This window comes from Streptomyces sp. NPDC002057, assembly GCF_040296665.1.
Classification (GTDB): domain Bacteria; phylum Actinomycetota; class Actinomycetes; order Streptomycetales; family Streptomycetaceae; genus Streptomyces.
In genome coordinates, this window is the sequence record NZ_JBEOXR010000079.1 from 14,629 (window position 1) to 31,019 (window position 16,391).

14 protein-coding genes and 1 riboswitch are annotated in these 16,391 nt (G+C 72.1%); of the genes, 3 read left to right on the plus strand and 11 right to left on the minus strand.

Going from position 1 to position 16,391, the window contains the following annotated elements; translation table 11 throughout:
* Nucleotides 1-48: 48 nt before the first annotated feature.
* Complete coding sequence (locus tag ABT129_RS35765) at nt 49-1,458, minus strand: C39 family peptidase (protein WP_351910038.1); 1,410 nt, start codon at nt 1,456-1,458, stop codon at nt 49-51.
* A gap of 351 nt (nt 1,459-1,809) precedes the next feature.
* Between ABT129_RS35765 and ABT129_RS35770 the strand changes: the two genes are divergently transcribed.
* Entirely contained in the window at nt 1,810-2,439 is a 630-nt protein-coding gene (locus ABT129_RS35770; RefSeq protein WP_351910040.1) for a uridine kinase family protein, read from the plus strand.
* Nucleotides 2,440-2,747: 308 nt separating this feature from the next.
* The gene (locus ABT129_RS35775) at nt 2,748-4,670 is read left to right on the plus strand and encodes an AAA family ATPase (protein ID WP_351910042.1); all 1,923 of its coding nucleotides are present in this window, start codon (nt 2,748-2,750) and stop codon (nt 4,668-4,670) included.
* 104 nt (nt 4,671-4,774) lie between these two features.
* On the opposite strand, the gene ABT129_RS35780 is transcribed toward ABT129_RS35775, so the two are convergent.
* The 10 genes from ABT129_RS35780 to ribD form a co-directional block, all read right to left on the minus strand.
* The gene (locus tag ABT129_RS35780) at nt 4,775-5,833 is read right to left on the minus strand and encodes a hemolysin family protein (protein WP_351910044.1); all 1,059 of its coding nucleotides are present in this window, start codon (nt 5,831-5,833) and stop codon (nt 4,775-4,777) included.
* Complete coding sequence (locus tag ABT129_RS35785) at nt 5,830-7,227, minus strand: hemolysin family protein (protein ID WP_351910046.1); 1,398 nt, start codon at nt 7,225-7,227, stop codon at nt 5,830-5,832. Before ABT129_RS35785 ends, ABT129_RS35780 begins: the two co-directional genes overlap by 4 nt.
* A 230-nt stretch (nt 7,228-7,457) precedes the next feature.
* The gene (locus ABT129_RS35790) at nt 7,458-7,913 is read right to left on the minus strand and encodes a PH domain-containing protein (protein ID WP_351910048.1); all 456 of its coding nucleotides are present in this window, start codon (nt 7,911-7,913) and stop codon (nt 7,458-7,460) included.
* A 41-nt stretch (nt 7,914-7,954) separates the two neighbouring features.
* Nucleotides 7,955-8,803: an ATP phosphoribosyltransferase gene (hisG, locus tag ABT129_RS35795; protein WP_351910050.1), complete on the minus strand. Its 849-nt coding sequence runs from the start codon at nt 8,801-8,803 to the stop codon at nt 7,955-7,957.
* 50 nt (nt 8,804-8,853) lie between these two features.
* The gene (locus ABT129_RS35800; protein WP_030316370.1) at nt 8,854-9,135 is read right to left on the minus strand and encodes a phosphoribosyl-ATP diphosphatase; all 282 of its coding nucleotides are present in this window, start codon (nt 9,133-9,135) and stop codon (nt 8,854-8,856) included.
* Between the two features lie 35 nt (nt 9,136-9,170).
* A complete protein-coding gene (ribH, locus tag ABT129_RS35805) occupies nt 9,171-9,656 on the minus strand; it encodes a 6,7-dimethyl-8-ribityllumazine synthase (protein ID WP_024760819.1) in 486 nt (161 codons plus the stop codon).
* Nucleotides 9,657-9,686: 30 nt separating this feature from the next.
* The gene (locus ABT129_RS35810) at nt 9,687-11,012 is read right to left on the minus strand and encodes a bifunctional 3,4-dihydroxy-2-butanone-4-phosphate synthase/GTP cyclohydrolase II (RefSeq protein WP_351910052.1); all 1,326 of its coding nucleotides are present in this window, start codon (nt 11,010-11,012) and stop codon (nt 9,687-9,689) included.
* Nucleotides 11,009-11,650, minus strand: coding sequence for a nicotinamide mononucleotide transporter family protein (locus ABT129_RS35815; protein WP_351910054.1), 642 nt, complete (start codon nt 11,648-11,650; stop codon nt 11,009-11,011). The genes ABT129_RS35810 and ABT129_RS35815 overlap by 4 nt, the downstream gene beginning before the upstream one ends.
* On the minus strand, nt 11,647-12,255 hold the full coding sequence (locus tag ABT129_RS35820; RefSeq protein ID WP_351910056.1) for a riboflavin synthase: 609 nt from the start codon (nt 12,253-12,255) through the stop codon (nt 11,647-11,649). The genes ABT129_RS35815 and ABT129_RS35820 overlap by 4 nt, the downstream gene beginning before the upstream one ends.
* Before the next feature lie 2 nt (nt 12,256-12,257).
* Complete coding sequence (gene ribD / locus ABT129_RS35825) at nt 12,258-13,337, minus strand: bifunctional diaminohydroxyphosphoribosylaminopyrimidine deaminase/5-amino-6-(5-phosphoribosylamino)uracil reductase RibD (RefSeq protein ID WP_351910058.1); 1,080 nt, start codon at nt 13,335-13,337, stop codon at nt 12,258-12,260.
* Nucleotides 13,338-13,509: 172 nt separating this feature from the next.
* Nucleotides 13,510-13,639, minus strand: a riboswitch (FMN riboswitch).
* A gap of 241 nt (nt 13,640-13,880) precedes the next feature.
* Here ribD and ABT129_RS35830 point away from each other — a divergent pair.
* Nucleotides 13,881-16,262, plus strand: a complete 2,382-nt coding sequence (locus tag ABT129_RS35830) for a chitinase C-terminal domain-containing protein (protein WP_351910060.1) — start codon at nt 13,881-13,883, stop codon at nt 16,260-16,262.
* Nucleotides 16,263-16,391 lie beyond the last annotated feature (129 nt).

The window sequence follows — 16,391 nt, forward strand, 5'->3', positions numbered from 1 at the left end:
GCCCCGGAGTAGGACGTCGGTCACGTCCGCCGGGGCCGCGCCGCCGTGTCAGACGACGCCGAGGGCGGCGAGGGCCTTGCGCTGCGCGGCCGAGAGACGTTCGGGGAAGTACAGGTAGCAGACCCCTCCTGTGCCGGACACCACTTTGCCGCTCGCGTTGTACCGCTTGGTGCGGAGCCAGATGTTCTCCCACTCGCGCCGCCGGTAGACCCGGCGGACGGCCTCGTTGCTGGGCGAGGCGGGGTCGTTGGCGATGACGTCGCCGGTCGCCGTGAAGCCGATGACGGTCATGAGGTGGCCCGAGGTCCCGTACCCGGCGCCGGTCAGTTCCTCCTTGAGGAAGGACTGGGACGTTATGGCCGGGATGCCGGCCCGGATCAGGCTCTCCAGCTCGGTGAGCGAGCGCAGCCGGGTGACCACGGCGTTCATGTCGGGGTACGTGGCCGCGTAGGCGGCGTTGAAGGGCCAGTTGCCGCAGCCCCGGTACTGGTGGTCGTAGGTGTGGCGGGCCGCGTGGCAGACCTGGGGGTCGTCGAAGGCCGGGTTCACCCAGGCCAGCTCGGCCGGGGACGGACGGCGGCCCCAGTACTCGACGATCATCTGGGAGGAGGTCGGGCTGCACCAGGCCTCTCCGCCGTTGTCGTACTCGGGGTACTGCCCGACATGGGTGTTCTGCGAGTAGCGCGGCACGGTCAGCTCGCGGGCGAGGCCCGGTGCGGAGGCCGGGACCGTGAAGCGGTCGGGGACGTCGGAGGCCATCGCGCCGAGGCGCCACACCGTGGGGGTGAGACGGCTTCCCGGGGTGCGGTACAGCGTGAGGCGCAGCCGGTACGAGGTCAGCCGCAGCCCGCTCGCCACGTCGTCGATCGCGAAGGTGTCGGTCCAGACGGTGCTCCTGCCGTCGGTCTGGTCGTCGACCGAGGTGCGGTGGATGTCGCCGTCGCCGGAGGCCCAGCGTCCGAGGACGTACCAGGGGGTGGCGGTGGCGTCGCTGTAGCGCCCGGACAGTTCGACCTGGAGCCAGGTGCCGGGCGGGGTGTGGGCGTTCCAGGAGGCGATGACCTCGGTGGCGGGCACGGCCGGGGTGTGTGCGGGCGAGGTCCAGCTCGCGTACTCCCAGGCGGAGGTGCGCCCGGTGTGCGGGTCGGCGTACTCGGTGCGTCCGGCGGGGGTGGCGAGGACCAGGCCGGGGCGGAGGCCGGCGACCGCCTTCGTACCGGCCGCCGTGCCGCACCTCCAGTCCGTGTACGAGGACCAGAAGCGGTTGTCGACGAGTCCGGGCGCGGGTGCGTGGCCGCGCTCCGCGCCGTCGGCCCGCGCCCCGGCCGGGGCGGCGGGGTCGCAGTCGGCGGCGCATCCGGACGGGGCGGCCGCGGCGGGAGCGGCGGTGGCGGCCGTGCCGGCGGCGGCGAGGGCCGCGGCGAGGAGGGTTCTGCGCGGGGTGGAGGAGCTGGTCATGGACGGTGACCCCCAGTCGAGAACGGTGGGCGTACGGACCTGAGGACGAGCGGGCGGCACGCGCGCGTGCAGGGGTGCGGAGCGCCGGACGAGATCGGGCCGTACTGCGGTGGGCGGGCACGCGTGCCTACCGGCGGCCCCGCGAACGGGAGACGTCCGGGCAGCCGGAGATCCGGGCCGCCGCACCGCCCGGCCGCCGAGCCGTACGGCCCGCGCCGCCCCACTATCGCGGCTCCCGACCGGCCTCCGCCAGCACTTCGCCCCCGCGTCGCCCGACCAATATTGGTCTCGACCGGTGACGGCGGTACCTCGCTGACCTGCGACGGTCCCCCGCTCCCCTACCCTGACCCCATGAACGACCTCGACCGCGCGGCCCACGCGCTGCTCCGGCTGCGGCCCTCCTGCGGGCCGGTCCGGCTCGTCGCGGTCGACGGGCACGCGGGCTCCGGCAAGTCCACCCTCGCGGCCCGGCTCTCGACGGCGCTCGGCGACGCCCCCGTCCTCCGTCTCGACGACCTCGCCACGCACGAGGAGCTCTTCGAGTGGACCGGCCGGCTGAGGGAGCAGGTCCTCGATCCCCTCGCGCGGGGCGAGGCGGCGTCGTACCGCCCGTACGACTGGCGACTGCGGCGCTTCGGCGAGGCGCGGACGCTCCCCCCGTCCCCGGTCGTCCTCGTCGAGGGCGTCGGCGCCGGCCGGGCGTCGGTGCGGCCGTTCCTCGCGTGGCTGCTGTGGATGGAGCGCGGAGCGGAGCCGTCCTGGGAGCGGGGCCGCCGTCGGGACGGTCCGGACCAGGCCGCGTTCTGGGACGGCTGGACCGTGGCGGAGACTCGCCATTTCACCGAGGACCCCTCGCGGCCCTTCGCTGACACCCTGGTACGGGAGTGCGAAGAGGGGTACGAATGGCTCCCGGGGCCGGGTGTGACAGCGGGCGCGGACCAGATCATCACGCACCGTGACGGCTTCATGTCCGTGAACTGAGGGGCCGAAAGTCCGCTTCCGCAAGTACCTCAACTCCGCTTGACCCAAGGGGCGTACAGGTCTTACGTTCTGAATGTGCGGCTTTTCGGAGCTGCCGCGGACACGAAGCCCCCGGTTGTTCCCCCGTGATCGGGGGCTTCGTTCTGCCCCTGACGGCCCCCTCGGGGCCCTTCGCGGCCCCTGTCGCTCACCCAGGGTGACCGCTTCCGGATCAGGCGCTTCTCCTTAAGCGCGCACCCCCTGCGCAGGTACGATGCCCCCAGGTGCGGTCAAATCCCGTCCATGCGAAGACGGTTGTGGGGGACCCGATGGACATCGGCACGCAGGGCGCGCAGTCCCCGGCCGAACTCGCCTGGCTGCGCGGAGTCGACGCCTACACGATGGGCGCCTATCCGCAGGCGGAGGACGAGTTCCGGACGGCGGTACGGATCGACCCCGGGATGGCGGACGCCTGGCTCGGGCTGCACGCGCTCCGGGTCGACACCACGACCGCGCTGCTGCGCATGTACCGCAACCGCGACCGCTTCGGCGAGCAGCGGGCCCGGTACCGGCGCACCCTCAACTCCTGGTACTGGCTGGGCTGGTGGGTGCAGCCGGTCCTGGAGAGCTCGCGCGACCTGCTGCTCGCGCACGCCTCCCACTGGCTCGACGGCCGTCACGTACCCGAGCTCGACCGGGCGCTCGCGGGGCTCCCCCCGGTCGACACCGATCCCCAGGTGCGCTTCCTGCACGCCTGCCGCGCCTATCTCGTCAAGGACTGGGACCAGCTGGTCCGGCACACCGAGACCCTCGTCGACGACCCGCTCCTCGGCATCGAGGCCGGGCTCTTCGGCGGGATGGCCCGGGTCCGTCTGGAGATGTACGGGCAGGCCGAGCCGCTGCTCTCGGCCTCGCTGATGCGCTGTCGCAGCGAGCAGCCCCAGCGCAAGGAGCTGCGCTACTGGCTCGCCCGCGCCCACGAGGGCACCGGACGCAGCGCGGCCGCGCTCCCCCTCTACCGGGCCGTGCACCGGATCGACCCCACGTTCATGGACACGGCGGCGCGGCTCGCGGCGATCGCCGAGTACGACGGTTTCGAGGGGTACGACGGCGTGGACGACCCGGCCGGGCTCGCGACGGTGGCCCTGGGCACGCTCGGCGGCGGTCTCGGCCAGGACGCGGTGGACTCCGCGCCGGGCGCCGACCCCGAACCCGGCGGCCCGCTGGGCGACGGGCTGCGGCTCGCACCCGAACCCGTACCGCCGGTGGCCCCGGCCGCACCGCCCGAGACCGTCCGGCAGAAGGCTCCGCTGCCCTCCCAGCCGGTGCCGCCGCGCTTCCCGGAAGGGCCCAGCGATCCCGTACTGCTCGCGGAGGCGCTCGCCGAACTGGAGGGCATGGTCGGCCTGGAGCCGGTGAAACGGCAGGTCAAGGCGTTGTCGGCGCAGCTGGAGATGGCGCGCCTCCGTGCCGGGCAGGGCCTCCCGGTCCAGCCGCCCAAACGCCACTTCGTCTTCTCCGGGCCCTCGGGCACCGGGAAGACCACGGTCGCCCGCATCCTCGGCCGGGTCTTCTACGCCCTCGGGCTGCTCGGCGGCGACCACCTCGTGGAGGCCCAGCGGGCCGATCTGGTGGGCGAGTTCCTCGGGCAGACCGCGGTCAAGGCCAACGAACTGATCGACTCGGCGGTCGGCGGGGTGCTCTTCGTGGACGAGGCGTACGCGCTCTCCAACACCGGCTACAGCAAGGGCGACGCCTACGGGGACGAGGCCCTCCAGGTCCTCCTCAAGCGGGCCGAGGACAACCGCGACCACCTCGTGGTCATCCTGGCCGGCTACCCCGAGGGCATGGACCGGCTGCTCAGCACCAACCCCGGACTCTCCTCCCGGTTCACCACCCGGGTCGACTTCCCCTCGTACCGGCCTCTGGAGCTCACCGCCATCGGCGAGGTGCTGGCGGCGGCCAACGGCGACGGCTGGGACGACGAGGCCCTCGACGAGCTGCGCTCGATCAGCGGGCACGTCGTCGAGCAGGGCTGGATCGACGAGCTGGGCAACGGCCGCTTCCTGCGCACCCTGTACGAGAAGTCCTGCGCCTACCGGGATCTGCGGCTCTCCGGGTACGCCAGCACCCCGACCCGGAACGACCTCGCGACCCTCCGGCTCGCCGACCTCATGCAGGCGTACGGCGAGGTCCTGTCGGGCCGCGGTCCGGTCGACCGCGGCCCTCAGCAGGAGCCTCCGGGGTACTGAGGCCCGCCCGGCGGTCCCCGCGCGGACAAGGCCTCCGCACCGGCCCCGGACAGGCCTCCCGATCCGGCCCAGAACCGGCCTCTGAATCCGGCCCAGGACCGGCCCTAGACCGGCACCGAGTCCTGGACCGAGCCGGTCCGCATCCGGTGCGCGGGGTCGCGGACCTCGCCCACCAGCGTCTCCAGGACGTCCTCCAGGGCGACCAGGCCGAGCACCCGGCCCGAGCCGTCCGCGACCTGCGCCAGATGGGTGGCGGCGCGGCGCATCACGGTGAGGGCGTCGTCGAGGGGCAGCTCGGCGCGGACCGTCGCCATCGGCCGCCAGAGCTGCTGCGGCACCGCCCGCTCCCGCTCCTCCAGGTCGAGGACGTCCTTCACGTGCACGAAGCCCATGAAGGCGGTGCCCGCCTCGGCCCGGACCGGGAAGCGCGAGTACCCGGTGCGTACGGTCAGCTCCTCGATCTCGCGCGGGGTGACCGTCGGCGCGACGGTGACCAGGGAGGACCGGTCGATGAGGACGTCCGTCACCGGGCGGGTGCCCAGTTCGAGGGCGTCCTCCAGGCGCTCCTGCTCGGCCGGGTCGAGCAGGCCCGCCTGGCCGGCGTCCTCGACGAGCCGGCCGAGCTGGGCGCTGGTGAAGACCGCCTCCACCTCGTCCTTCGGCTCGACCTTGAACGCCCGCAGGACCAGCCGGGCACAGGCGCCCAGGGCGGCCGTCACCGGACGGCACAGCCGGGCGAAGCCGACCAGGCCGGGGGCGAGCCAGAGCGCGGTCCGCTCGGGCGCGGCCATCGCCAGGTTCTTCGGGACCATCTCGCCGATGACGAGGTGGAGGAAGACGACCGCGGCCAGGGCGATGACGTAGCCGAGCGGGTGGATCAGCGCCTCCGGGACGCCGACCGTGTGGAAGACGGGTTCGAGGAGCCGGGCGACGGTCGGCTCGGCGACGGCGCCGAGCGTCAGGGAGCAGACGGTGATGCCGAACTGGGCGGCCGCCATCATCTGCGGGAGGTTCTCCAGTCCGTGCAGGACCTGCTTGGCACGGGCGCCGCCGAGCGGTTCGATCTGGCTGCGGCGGACGGAGACGAGGGCGAACTCGGCGCCGACGAAGAAACCGTTGGCCAGCACGAGCAGGACGGCGAAGAGGAGCGGAAGGGTGCTCATCGGGCCGCCTCCGCCACCACGGGGACCGGAGACGCGGCGGCGGGGACCGGCTGCTTGGCCGCGGGGGCCGGCGACGCTGCCGCCGGGTCCGTCTGGACGATCCGTACGCGCTCGGCGCGGTAGCGGTCGACCTGGCGCACCGAGAGCCGCCAGCCGGGGAGTTCGGCCCGGTCTCCCGGGGCGGGGATACGCCCGAGGAGATCGGCGACAAGCCCGGCGACGGTCTCGTACGGACCGTCCGGCACGTCGAGGCCTATCCGGCGCAGGGTGTGGACCCGGCAGGAGCCGTCGGCCTCCCAGGCGGGCCGGCCGTCCTCGGCGGGAGCGGGGGCCAGTTCGGGCCGGCCGTCGGCCACCGTGTCGTGCTCGTCGCGGACCTCGCCGACGAGCTCCTCGACGATGTCCTCCAGGGTGACGACACCGGCCGTGCCGCCGTACTCGTCGACGACCACCGCGATCGGCTGCTCCCTGCGCAGCCGCTCCAGCAGGGCCTGGGCGGGCAGCGACTCGGGCACGAGGAGCGGGGGGACCGCGATCCGGCCCACGCGGGTGCGCAGCCGGGCGTGCGGGGCGACGCCGAGCGCGTCCTTGAGGTGGACCATGCCGACGATCTCGTCGATGCGGTCGCGGTAGACCGGGAAGCGCGAGAGGCCGGTGGCCCGGGTGAGGTTGAGGACGTCGGCCGCGGTGGCGTCCCACTGGAGGGCGCTGACCTTCACGCGCGGGGTCATGACCTGCTCGGCGGTGAGACCGCCGAGGGACAGGGTCCGTACGAAGAGGTCCGCGGTGTCCTGTTCGAGGGCACCGGCCAGCGCCGAGTGCCGGGCCAGGGAGACCAGCTCGCCGGGGGTGCGGACGGAGTCGAGTTCCTCGGTGGGCTCGACGCCCAGGAGCCGTACGAGACGGTTGGCGACCCGGTTGAGCAGGGAGATCACCGGCCGGAACAGCGTGGAGAAGTGGCGCTGCGGGGTGGCGACGAAGCGGGCCACCTGGAGCGGCCGGGAGACCGCCCAGTTCTTCGGTACGAGCTCGCCGACCACCATCTGGACGGCGGAGGCGAGCAGCATCCCGATCACCACCGAGATCCCGGAGACCGCTCCTTCGGGCAGTCCGGTCGCGGTGAGCGGTCCGTTCAGCAGTCCGGCGAGCGCGGGCTCGGCGAGCATGCCGACGACGAGGGAGGTGAGGGTGATGCCCAGCTGGGTGCCGGAGAGCTGGAAGGACAGCTCGCGCAGGGCGGTGACGACGGTGCGGGCGCGCCGGTCGCCGGCGGCCGCGGCCCGCTCGGCCTCGGCGCGTTCGACGGTCACGAGACCGAACTCGGCGGCGACGAAGAAGCCGTTGGCGAGGATGAGGACGAAGGCCGCGACGAGCAGCAGGAGGGAGACGATCATGCCGCCGCCTCCGGTGAGGGGGCGGCGCAGGTACTACCGGACGATCCGTCCATTGCTGGAGGGAGTCACTCCTCGGGTCGAAGGGTGGCCCCGCGGGCCGCGTCGGCGGCCCTGCACACGCGAGGCGGTGGTGCCGCTCGGCACCACCGCCTCCAGAGTAGTCACGCGAAGGCCCCGAAGGGCAGGGGGTCGGCCCCGGATGGGGGACGGCCCGGGGTCCGCGACCGGGTTCAGGCGGCCCGGTCCGCTCCCGTGCCGTGGCTGTCGGCCAGGGCCCGCAGGGCGCGGGCGTCCCGGATGGCCGACTCCTTGGCGATGCCGGGCTGGATGCCCAGCACGGGCAGGCTGGTGCCGTCGCTCAGGTCGAGGAAGACCCAGGGATCGCCGGGGCGGAGGTTGACCTTGAGGATCTCCGCCCAGGCGAGACGCCGGGTCCGGGTGATGTTGACGACCGTGACGCCCTCGTCGTCGGCGACGACCTTGGGGCGGCTCAGCAGGACGAGGATCCCGAGGAGCAGCGCGGCGGTGAAGACGAAGCTGACGCGCTCCCCCGGTCCCAGCCGCTCCAGCATGAGCGCGACGAGCGTGATGACGGCGAACATCACGAGACCCGCGGTCAGCAGGACGGCCCGGGTGCGCCCGGGACGGAAGGTGACCGGCAGGGCGGGCGTCGGGGTGTGGGACATCGGTGGTTCCTCGGGGCCTTCGGTGCGGACGGTCCGGGCCGTCAGAGGCGGCAGGCGTGGATGGCGGTGGTGAGGATGGCGCGCGCGCCGATCTCGTACAGGTCGTCCATGATCCGCTGCGCCTCCTTGGCGGGGACCATCGCGCGGACCGCGACCCAGCCCTCGTTGTGCAGCGGGGAGATGGTCGGCGACTCCAGGCCCGGGGTGAGGGCGACGGCCTGCTCCAGGTGCTCGGCGCGGCAGTCGTAGTCCATCATCACGTACGAGCGGGCGACGAGGACGCCCTGGAGGCGGCGGAGGAACTGCTGGACCTGCGGGTGGTCCTCGGCGGCGCCGTGGCGGCGGACCACGACGGCCTCGGAGGTCAGGATCGGCTCGCCGATGACCTCCAGACCGGCGTTGCGCAGGCTGGTTCCGGTCTCCACGACGTCCGCGATGACCTGGGCGACGCCCAGCTGGATCGCGGTCTCGACGGCGCCGTCGAGGTGCACGACGGAGGCGTCGATGCCGAGGTCCGCGAGGTGCTTGGCGACGATGCCCTCGTAGGAGGTGGCGATCGTCATGCCGCCGAAGTCCTCCGGGCCCTGCGCCGTGCCCGGGCGGGTGGCGTACCGGAAGGTGGAGCGGCCGAAGTTCAGCGCGAGGATCTCCTCGGCGCTGGCGCCGGAGTCGAGGAGCAGGTCACGGCCGGTGATGCCGATGTCCAGCTTCCCGGAGGCGACGTAGATCGCGATGTCCTTCGGGCGCAGGTAGAAGAACTCGACCTCGTTGTCGGGGTCGATGACCACGAGCTCCTTGGACTCCTTGCGCTGCCGGTAGCCGGCCTCATGGAGCATTGCCGACGCAGGTCCGGAGAGGGAACCCTTGTTGGGAACGGCGATGCGCAGCATGGGGTGAGCTTCCTTTGCCTGGGAGTTTCGGGGGTCGGGGACGGTGGTGCTCAGAGGTGGGCGTAGACGTCGTCGAGCGAGATCCCGCGGGCGACCATCATCACCTGGACGTGGTACAGCAGCTGCGAGATCTCCTCGGCGGCCGCTTCCTTGCCCTCGTACTCGGCGGCCATCCAGACCTCGGCGGCCTCTTCGACGACCTTCTTGCCGATGGCATGGACGCCCTTGTCCACCAGCTCCGCGGTGCGGGAGGTGGCCGGGTCGCCGGTCTCGGCCTTGAGCTTGAGCTCGGCGAAGAGCTCTTCGAAGGTTTTGCGGGTTCCGTTCGCCATGATGGTCCTAAGAGTACGGGGTGAGGATCGCGTACTCAGCGCCAGGGTTCGCTGACGGTACGCAGTGTGGTGGCGGTCGCGACGGCGGCGGTGACGGCCTCGTGGCCCTTGTCCTCGCTGGAGCCCTCGAGGCCGGCCCGGTCGAGCGCCTGCTCCTCGTTGTCGACGGTGAGGACGCCGAATCCGACGGGTACGCCGGTGTCGATCGAGACCTGGGTGAGGCCGTGGGTGACGCCCTGGCACACGTACTCGAAGTGCGGCGTTCCGCCGCGGATGACGACGCCGAGCGCCACGATGGCATCGTAGCCGCGCCCGGCGAGGACCTTCGCCACGACCGGGAGCTCGAAGCTGCCGGGGACGCGGAGCAGGGTCGGCTCGTCGATGCCGAGCTCGCTGAGGGCGCGCAGGGCGCCGTCGACGAGGCCGTCCATGATCTTCTCGTGCCACTGGGCCGCGATGACCGCGACCCGCAGGTCGCCGCAGTTCTTCACGCTGAGGACGGGTGCGCCCTTGCCGCTCATGATTCTCCTTGCCGGTGGATACGTACGTGGTTACTGGTTGCCGCAGGTGGAGGCCGGTGAGCCGTCCAGCCAGGGCAGGTCGTGGCCCATCCGGTCCCGCTTGGTGCGCAGGTAGCGGAGGTTGTGCTCGCCGGCCGTGACGGGCATCGGCTCGCGGCCCTGGACGGTGAGGCCGTGCCGGGTCAGGGCGTCGATCTTGTCGGGGTTGTTGGTCATCAGGCGCAGGCTCCGGACGCCGAGGTCGGCGAGGATCTGCGCGCCGGCCGCGTAGTCGCGGGCGTCGGCCGGCAGGCCGAGTTCCAGGTTGGCGTCGAGGGTGTCGCGGCCGCGCTCCTGGAGTTCGTACGCGCGGAGCTTGGACAGCAGGCCGATGCCGCGGCCCTCGTGGCCGCGGAGGTAGACGACGACACCGCGTCCCGCCTCGGTGATGCGGTCCATGGAGGCCTGGAGCTGGGGGCCGCAGTCGCAGCGCAGCGAGTGGAAGATGTCGCCGGTGAGGCACTCGGAGTGGACCCGGACCAGGAGGTCCTCGCCGTCGCCGATCCGGCCGTGGACGAGGGCGACGTGCTCGACGCCGTCGACGGTGGAGCGGTAGCCGTACGCGGTGAAGTCGCCGTGCGCGGTGGGGAGCTGGACCTCGGCCTCGCGGCGGACGGTCGGTTCGGCGGAGCGCCGGTAGGCGATCAGGTCCTCGATGGAGATGATCGTGAGGCCGTGCTTGCGGGCGAAGGGGACCAGCTCGGGGAGGCGCAGCATCACGCCGTCCTCGCCGGCGATCTCGACGATCGCGCCGGCCGGGCGGAGGCCCGCGAGACGGGCGAGGTCGACGGCGGCCTCGGTGTGGCCGTTGCGGGCGAGGACGCCGCCGGGCTTGGCGCGCAGCGGGAAGATGTGGCCGGGGCGCACGAAGTCGGAGGGCTCGTGGCTGCCGCTCGCGAGCATCCGCAGGGTGGTGGCGCGGTCGGCGGCGGAGATGCCGGTGGTGACGCCGTGGGCGGGCGACGCGTCGACGGAGACGGTGAAGGCCGTGCGCATCGACTCGGTGTTGTGCTCGACCATCTGCGGGAGTTCGAGGCGCTCCAGCTCCTCGCCCTCCATGGGGGCGCAGATCAGGCCGCGGCACTCGCTCATCATGAAGGCGATGACCTCGGGGGTGGCCTTCTCGGCGGCGATGACGAGGTCTCCCTCGTTCTCGCGGTCCTCGTCGTCGACGACGACGACGGGCCGGCCGGCGGCGATGTCGCGGATGGCCTGCTCGACGGGGTCGAGGGCGAGGTCGGTGGCGTCCCAGAGGGGATTCGGAGGGGCCGCGCGGAGCGCGTCCGGCAGGGCGGCGGGCGACGGGCGGGAGCTCATGCGGGGGCTCCTTCCAGAGCGGTGGGGTGGGTGGTGCGGGTCCGGAGCCACCAGTCGCGCATGCCCCAGAGGACGAGCGCGCCGTAGATGACGTAGACGAAGCCGGAGAAGGCGTAGCCGTTGGCGAAGTTCAGGGGGACGCCGACCAGGTCGACGAGCAGCCAGGCGAACCAGAACTCGACCATGCCGCGCGCCTGGGCGTACATGGCGACGACGGTGCCGACGAAGATGTAGGCGTCGGGCCAGGGGTCCCAGGACAGGTGGGGGAAGGCCTTGAAGAGCAGCGCGACCGCGACGGTGCCGGCGGCGGCCGCCGCGATCATGGCGGCGCGCTCGCGCCAGGTGGCGAAGCGCACGGAGATGTGGCCGTCGCCGCCCCGGCCCTTGCCGCGCTGCCACTGCCACCAGCCGAAGACCGCCACGAGCACGACGACGGCCTGCTTGCCGGCGCTGCCGGCGAGGTGGCCGTAGAAGGCTCCGAAGAGGACGAGGCCGGCGAGGAACTGGACGGGCCAGGTCCACATGGATCGGCGCCAGCCGAGGGCGAGGGCGACGAGTCCGAAGATGTTGCCGACCATGTCCGACCAGATGATGCGCTGGTCGAGGAGGGTGAACGCCTCGGAGTTGAGCCAGTTCACTTGACGTTCTCCCCCGCGTTGGGGCCGAGCAGCCGCTCGACGTACTTGGCGATGACGTCCACTTCGAGGTTGACCGGGTCGCCGCTCTGCTTGATGCCGAGCGTGGTCAGGTCGAGGGTGGTGGGGATGAGGCTGATGGTGAACCAGTCGTCGGAGACCTCGACGACGGTGAGGCTGACGCCGTCGACCGTGATGGAGCCCTTCTCGACGACGTACCGGGAGAGGTGGGCGGGCAGGCCGACCTTGACGAGTTCCCAGTGCTCGGAGGGGGTCCGCTCCAGGATCGTGCCGGTGCCGTCCACGTGGCCCTGGACGATGTGGCCGCCGAGGCGGCCGCCGACGGCCATGGGCCGCTCCAGGTTGACGCGGGAGCCGGTCTCCAGGGCGCCGAGGCTGGACCGCTTGAGGGTCTCGGCCATGACGTCGGCGGTGAACTCCCCGTCGCCGAACTCGACGACCGTGAGACAGACACCGTTGACGGCGATGGAGTCGCCGTGCTGGGCGCCTTCCGTGACCAGGGGGCCGCGGAGCCGGAAGCGGGAGGCGTCCTCCAGCTGCTCGACGGCGACGACCTCGCCCAGTTCTTCGACGATTCCGGTGAACACGGTCAGGCTCCCTTGAGGGTGGCGGTGATGCGGAGGTCGGATCCGATGTGCGCGGTCTCGGTGACGTCGAGCCGCAACGCTTCGGTGATGTTGGAGATTCCGGCGTCGGCGAGGGCGGCGGGGCCCGCGCCGAGGAGGACCGGGGCGAGGTAGCCGACGACCTGGTCGACGGCGCCCGCGGCGACGAAGGCGCCCGCGAGGGTGGGGCCGCCCTCGAGGAGGACGGAGCGGACGCCGCGCGCGTGGAGGGCGTCCAGGAGGGCGGGGACGGAGAGGCCGCGCGCGGCCCTGGGGAGGCGTACGACGTCGGTGTCGTCGAGGGAGGTGGTGGCGTCCTCGGCGATCGCGATGAGGGTGGGGGCCGCGTCGTCCAGGACCCGGGCCCCCGGCTTCACGGCGGCACCCTCGGTGTCGACGACGACCCGCAGCGGCTGGACGGCGCCCTCGATGCCTCGTACGGCCAGATGGGGGTCGTCGGCGCGGGCGGTGCCGGAGCCGACCACGACGGCGTCGGCCTCGGCGCGCAGCCGGTGGACGTCGGCGCGGGACCCGGCGGAGGTGATCCAGCGGGAGGTGCCGTCGGCGGCGGCGATCCGGCCGTCGAGGGTGGCGGCGTACTTCCAGCGGACGAAGGGGCGGCCGTGGCGTACGGAGGTGAGCCAGGCGATGTTGACCGCCTCGGCCTCGTCCGCGAGGAGGCCCCGCTCGACCTCGACGCCGGCGGCGCGCAGGGTGTCGGCGCCGCCCGTGGCCTGGGGGGTCGGGTCGCCGACCGCGTACACGACGCGGCTGACGCCGGCCTCGATCAGGGCCTGGGTACAGGGGCCGGTGCGGCCGGTGTGGTCGCAGGGTTCGAGGGTGACGTAGGCGGTGCCGCCGCGCGCGAGGGCGCCGGCGTCGCGCAGGGCGTGGACCTCGGCGTGCGGGCCTCCGGCGCGCCGGTGCCAGCCTTCGCCGACCCGGTGTCCGGAGGCGTCGGTGACGACGCAGCCGACGACGGGGTTGGGGCTGGTGGCGCCGAGACCGCGTGCGGCGAGCTCGACGGCGCGTCGCATGGCGGTGATGTCGGCCTGCTGGGCCACCGGGTCCTCCTGCCTCTTCGGGCACGGACTCCGGGGCCTGTCGATGACGACAGAGAGCGGAACGACACTTCTCGCAGGGTGCGCCGAGGCCGCGCCCTGCGGGTACGCCGATCGGTGACGACACGGCGACCAGCGGACGTACGGCCGGCACACCCCTGAAGGGGGTCGCCCGCCGCGCACTGCCTCCCATCCGGACTTTCACCGTCGGTCCAGGAATCTCACCTGGTCAACCGGCCGCTGGCTGCGGACGGGTCGCGGACTATACCGCCGGTTCGGAATTACACCGACCCCGGAGTGCGCTGCTGCTGATACAGGGCCAGTGTGCCACGACCCGCGCGGGGCGATGCGGCCGAGATCCTGTGGTCTGGCTCACAGAGTCCCACAGACATCTTCTTTGGTCCAGACCTATTGACGCACTGGTCTAGTCCTCTTAATCTCCGTGTCACCTCCTAGGAACGGCCCGGCGGGGTGCGCACCCCACGGGCCCAACACGACCCACCCCCTTGTTCGTTGTGTTCTCCACCTCCCCAGGAGGAACCGATCGTGTTGTCCCCCACCACGAAGAGAGCCTCGCTGCTCGCCTCCGGCGCGGCGGTCGCCGCACTTCTGCTCAGCTCCCTCTCGGGCGGCGTCTCGTACGCGGCCGACAACGAGTCCTGTCGCCCCGACGGGCTCTACAAGACCCCGGGCGTCGACGTCCCGTACTGCTCGGTCTACGACGCCGAGGGCCGCGAGAAGATGGGCGCGGACCACCAGCGCCGCGTCATCGGCTACTTCACCGGCTGGCGCGATGGCAAGAACGGCCAGCCCGCGTACCTGGCCAAGGACATCCCGTGGGAGAAGATCACCCACATCAACTACGCCTTCGGCCACATCGGCGGGGACAACAAACTCTCCGTCGGAACGGACGGCCCGAACAACGCGGCCACCGGGATGACCTGGCCCGGTGTCGCAGGCGCCGAGATGGACCCCGCGTACTCCTACAAGGGCCATTTCAACCTGCTCAACAAGTTCAAGAAGCAGCACCCGAACGTGAAGACGCTGATCTCGGTCGGCGGCTGGGCCGAGACCGGCGGCTACTTCGCGGACAACGGCGACCGGGTCAACTCCGGCGGCTTCTACTCGATGGCCACCAACGCCGACGGTTCGGTCAACCAGGCCGGGATCGACACCTTCGCCGCCTCCTCCGTCGAGTTCATCCGGAAGTACGGCTTCAACGGCGTCGACATCGACTACGAGTACCCGACGACCATGAAGGACGCCGGCAACCCGCTCGACTGGCAGGTCGCCAACGCGCGCCGCGCCGGACTCGTCCAGGGCTACGCGGCCCTCATGAAGTCCCTGCGCGAGAAGCTGGACGTGGCGGGCGCCGCCGACGGCAAGCACTACCTGCTGACCGTCGCCGCACCCTCCTCCGGCTACCTGCTGCGCGGCATGGAGACGTTCCAGGTCCAGAAGTACCTGGACTACGTCAACATCATGTCCTACGACCTGCACGGCGCCTGGAACGAGTACGTCGGCCCCAACGCCTCCCTCTTCGACGACGGCAAGGACGGCGAGCTCGCCGCCGCCAACGTCTACGGCTCGGCGCAGTACGGCAACATCGGGTACCTCAACACCGACTGGGCGTACCACTACTTCCGCGGCTCCATGCCGGCCGGCCGGATCAACATCGGCCTGCCTTACTACACCCGCGGCCACAAGAACGTGCAGGGCGGCACCGACGGTCTGTGGGGCAAGGCCTCCGCGACCACCTGCCCGGCCGGAGCCGGTCTGACCAAGTGCGGCGACGGCGCCACCGGCATCGACAACCTGTGGCACGACAAGGACACCAACGGTGTCGAGTCGCCCGCCGGCTCCAACCCGATGTGGCACGCCAAGAACCTCGAGAAGGGGATCGTCGGCGACTACGTCACCCAGTACGGCTTCCCGGCGAACACCACCCTGACCGGCACCTACGTCCGCAAGTACGACTCGACCCTGGTCGCGCCGTGGCTGTGGAACGCGCAGAAGAAGGTCTTCCTCTCCACCGAGGACGAGCAGTCGGTGGGCGCCAAGGCCGACTACGTGGTCAACAAGGGCATCGGCGGCACGATGGTCTGGGAGATGGCCGGCGACTACGACTGGAACGCCACCAAGGGCCAGTACGAGATCGGTGACACGCTCACCTCGCTGATGTACGACAAGTTCAAGACCGCCTCCCCGTACGGCGCGAAGAAGTCCAACACGGCCCTGCCGACCCAGGCCGTGAAGATCGACACCCAGTTCACCGAGTTCAAGCTGGGCGACTCGAACTACCCGATCACCCCCAAGGTCAAGATCACCAACAACACGGCGACGGCCCTGCCGGGCGGCACGGAGTTCCAGTTCGACTACGGGACCTCGGCCCCGAGCAACGCCTCCGACCAGTCGGGCTTCGGCACGAAGGTGATCCGCAGCGACCACACGGGCAGCAACGTGGGCGGCCTGAAGGGCGACTTCCACCGCGTCTCCCTGAAGCTCCCGGCCTGGCAGTCGCTGGCCCCGGGCGCCTCGGTCGACCTGGCCTTCAACTACTACCTGCCGGTGTCCACCCCCTCCAACTGGACGGTGAACATCAACGGCACGACGTACGCCCTCGCCGGTGACCTGGCGCGCGGTACGACGGTGGTGGAGCCGGGCTCCACGACCCCGCCGACCACCCCGCCGACCACGCCGCCCACCACTCCGCCGACGACCCCGCCGACGACTCCCCCGACCACGCCTCCGACGACGCCGCCCACGGGCTGCGGCACGGTCCCGGCGTACGTGGCCGGCACGGTCTACAACGCGGGCAACGAGGTCTCCCACAACGGCCGCAAGTACAAGGCCCAGTGGTGGACCCAGAACGAGACGCCGGGCACGACCGGTGCCTGGGGCGTCTGGAAGGACCTCGGCGCCTGCTGACGAACCCCTGAGACCCCCGGCGGCGGACTTCACGGCCCTTGCCGCCGCCGGGCCCCCTCCGCGCCGCGCCCCCCCGGCCGGGGGGCGGCGCGGCGGCGGTCCCCCGCGCCCCCCCGGCGGGGGCCCCGG

Bases quoted from the DNA above. Each gene is read 5' to 3' on its own strand.
- ABT129_RS35765 (WP_351910038.1), bottom strand. From the start codon at position 1,458: ATGACCAGCTCCTCCACCCCGCGCAGAACCCTCCTCGCCGCGGCCCTC.
- ABT129_RS35770 (WP_351910040.1), top strand. From the start codon at position 1,810: ATGAACGACCTCGACCGCGCGGCCCACGCGCTGCTCCGGCTGCGGCCC.
- ABT129_RS35775 (WP_351910042.1), top strand. From the start codon at position 2,748: ATGGACATCGGCACGCAGGGCGCGCAGTCCCCGGCCGAACTCGCCTGG.
- ABT129_RS35780 (WP_351910044.1), bottom strand. From the start codon at position 5,833: ATGAGCACCCTTCCGCTCCTCTTCGCCGTCCTGCTCGTGCTGGCCAAC.
- ABT129_RS35785 (WP_351910046.1), bottom strand. From the start codon at position 7,227: ATGATCGTCTCCCTCCTGCTGCTCGTCGCGGCCTTCGTCCTCATCCTC.
- ABT129_RS35790 (WP_351910048.1), bottom strand. From the start codon at position 7,913: ATGTCCCACACCCCGACGCCCGCCCTGCCGGTCACCTTCCGTCCCGGG.
- hisG (WP_351910050.1), bottom strand. From the start codon at position 8,803: ATGCTGCGCATCGCCGTTCCCAACAAGGGTTCCCTCTCCGGACCTGCG.
- ABT129_RS35800 (WP_030316370.1), bottom strand. From the start codon at position 9,135: ATGGCGAACGGAACCCGCAAAACCTTCGAAGAGCTCTTCGCCGAGCTC.
- ribH (WP_024760819.1), bottom strand. From the start codon at position 9,656: ATGAGCGGCAAGGGCGCACCCGTCCTCAGCGTGAAGAACTGCGGCGAC.
- ABT129_RS35810 (WP_351910052.1), bottom strand. From the start codon at position 11,012: ATGAGCTCCCGCCCGTCGCCCGCCGCCCTGCCGGACGCGCTCCGCGCG.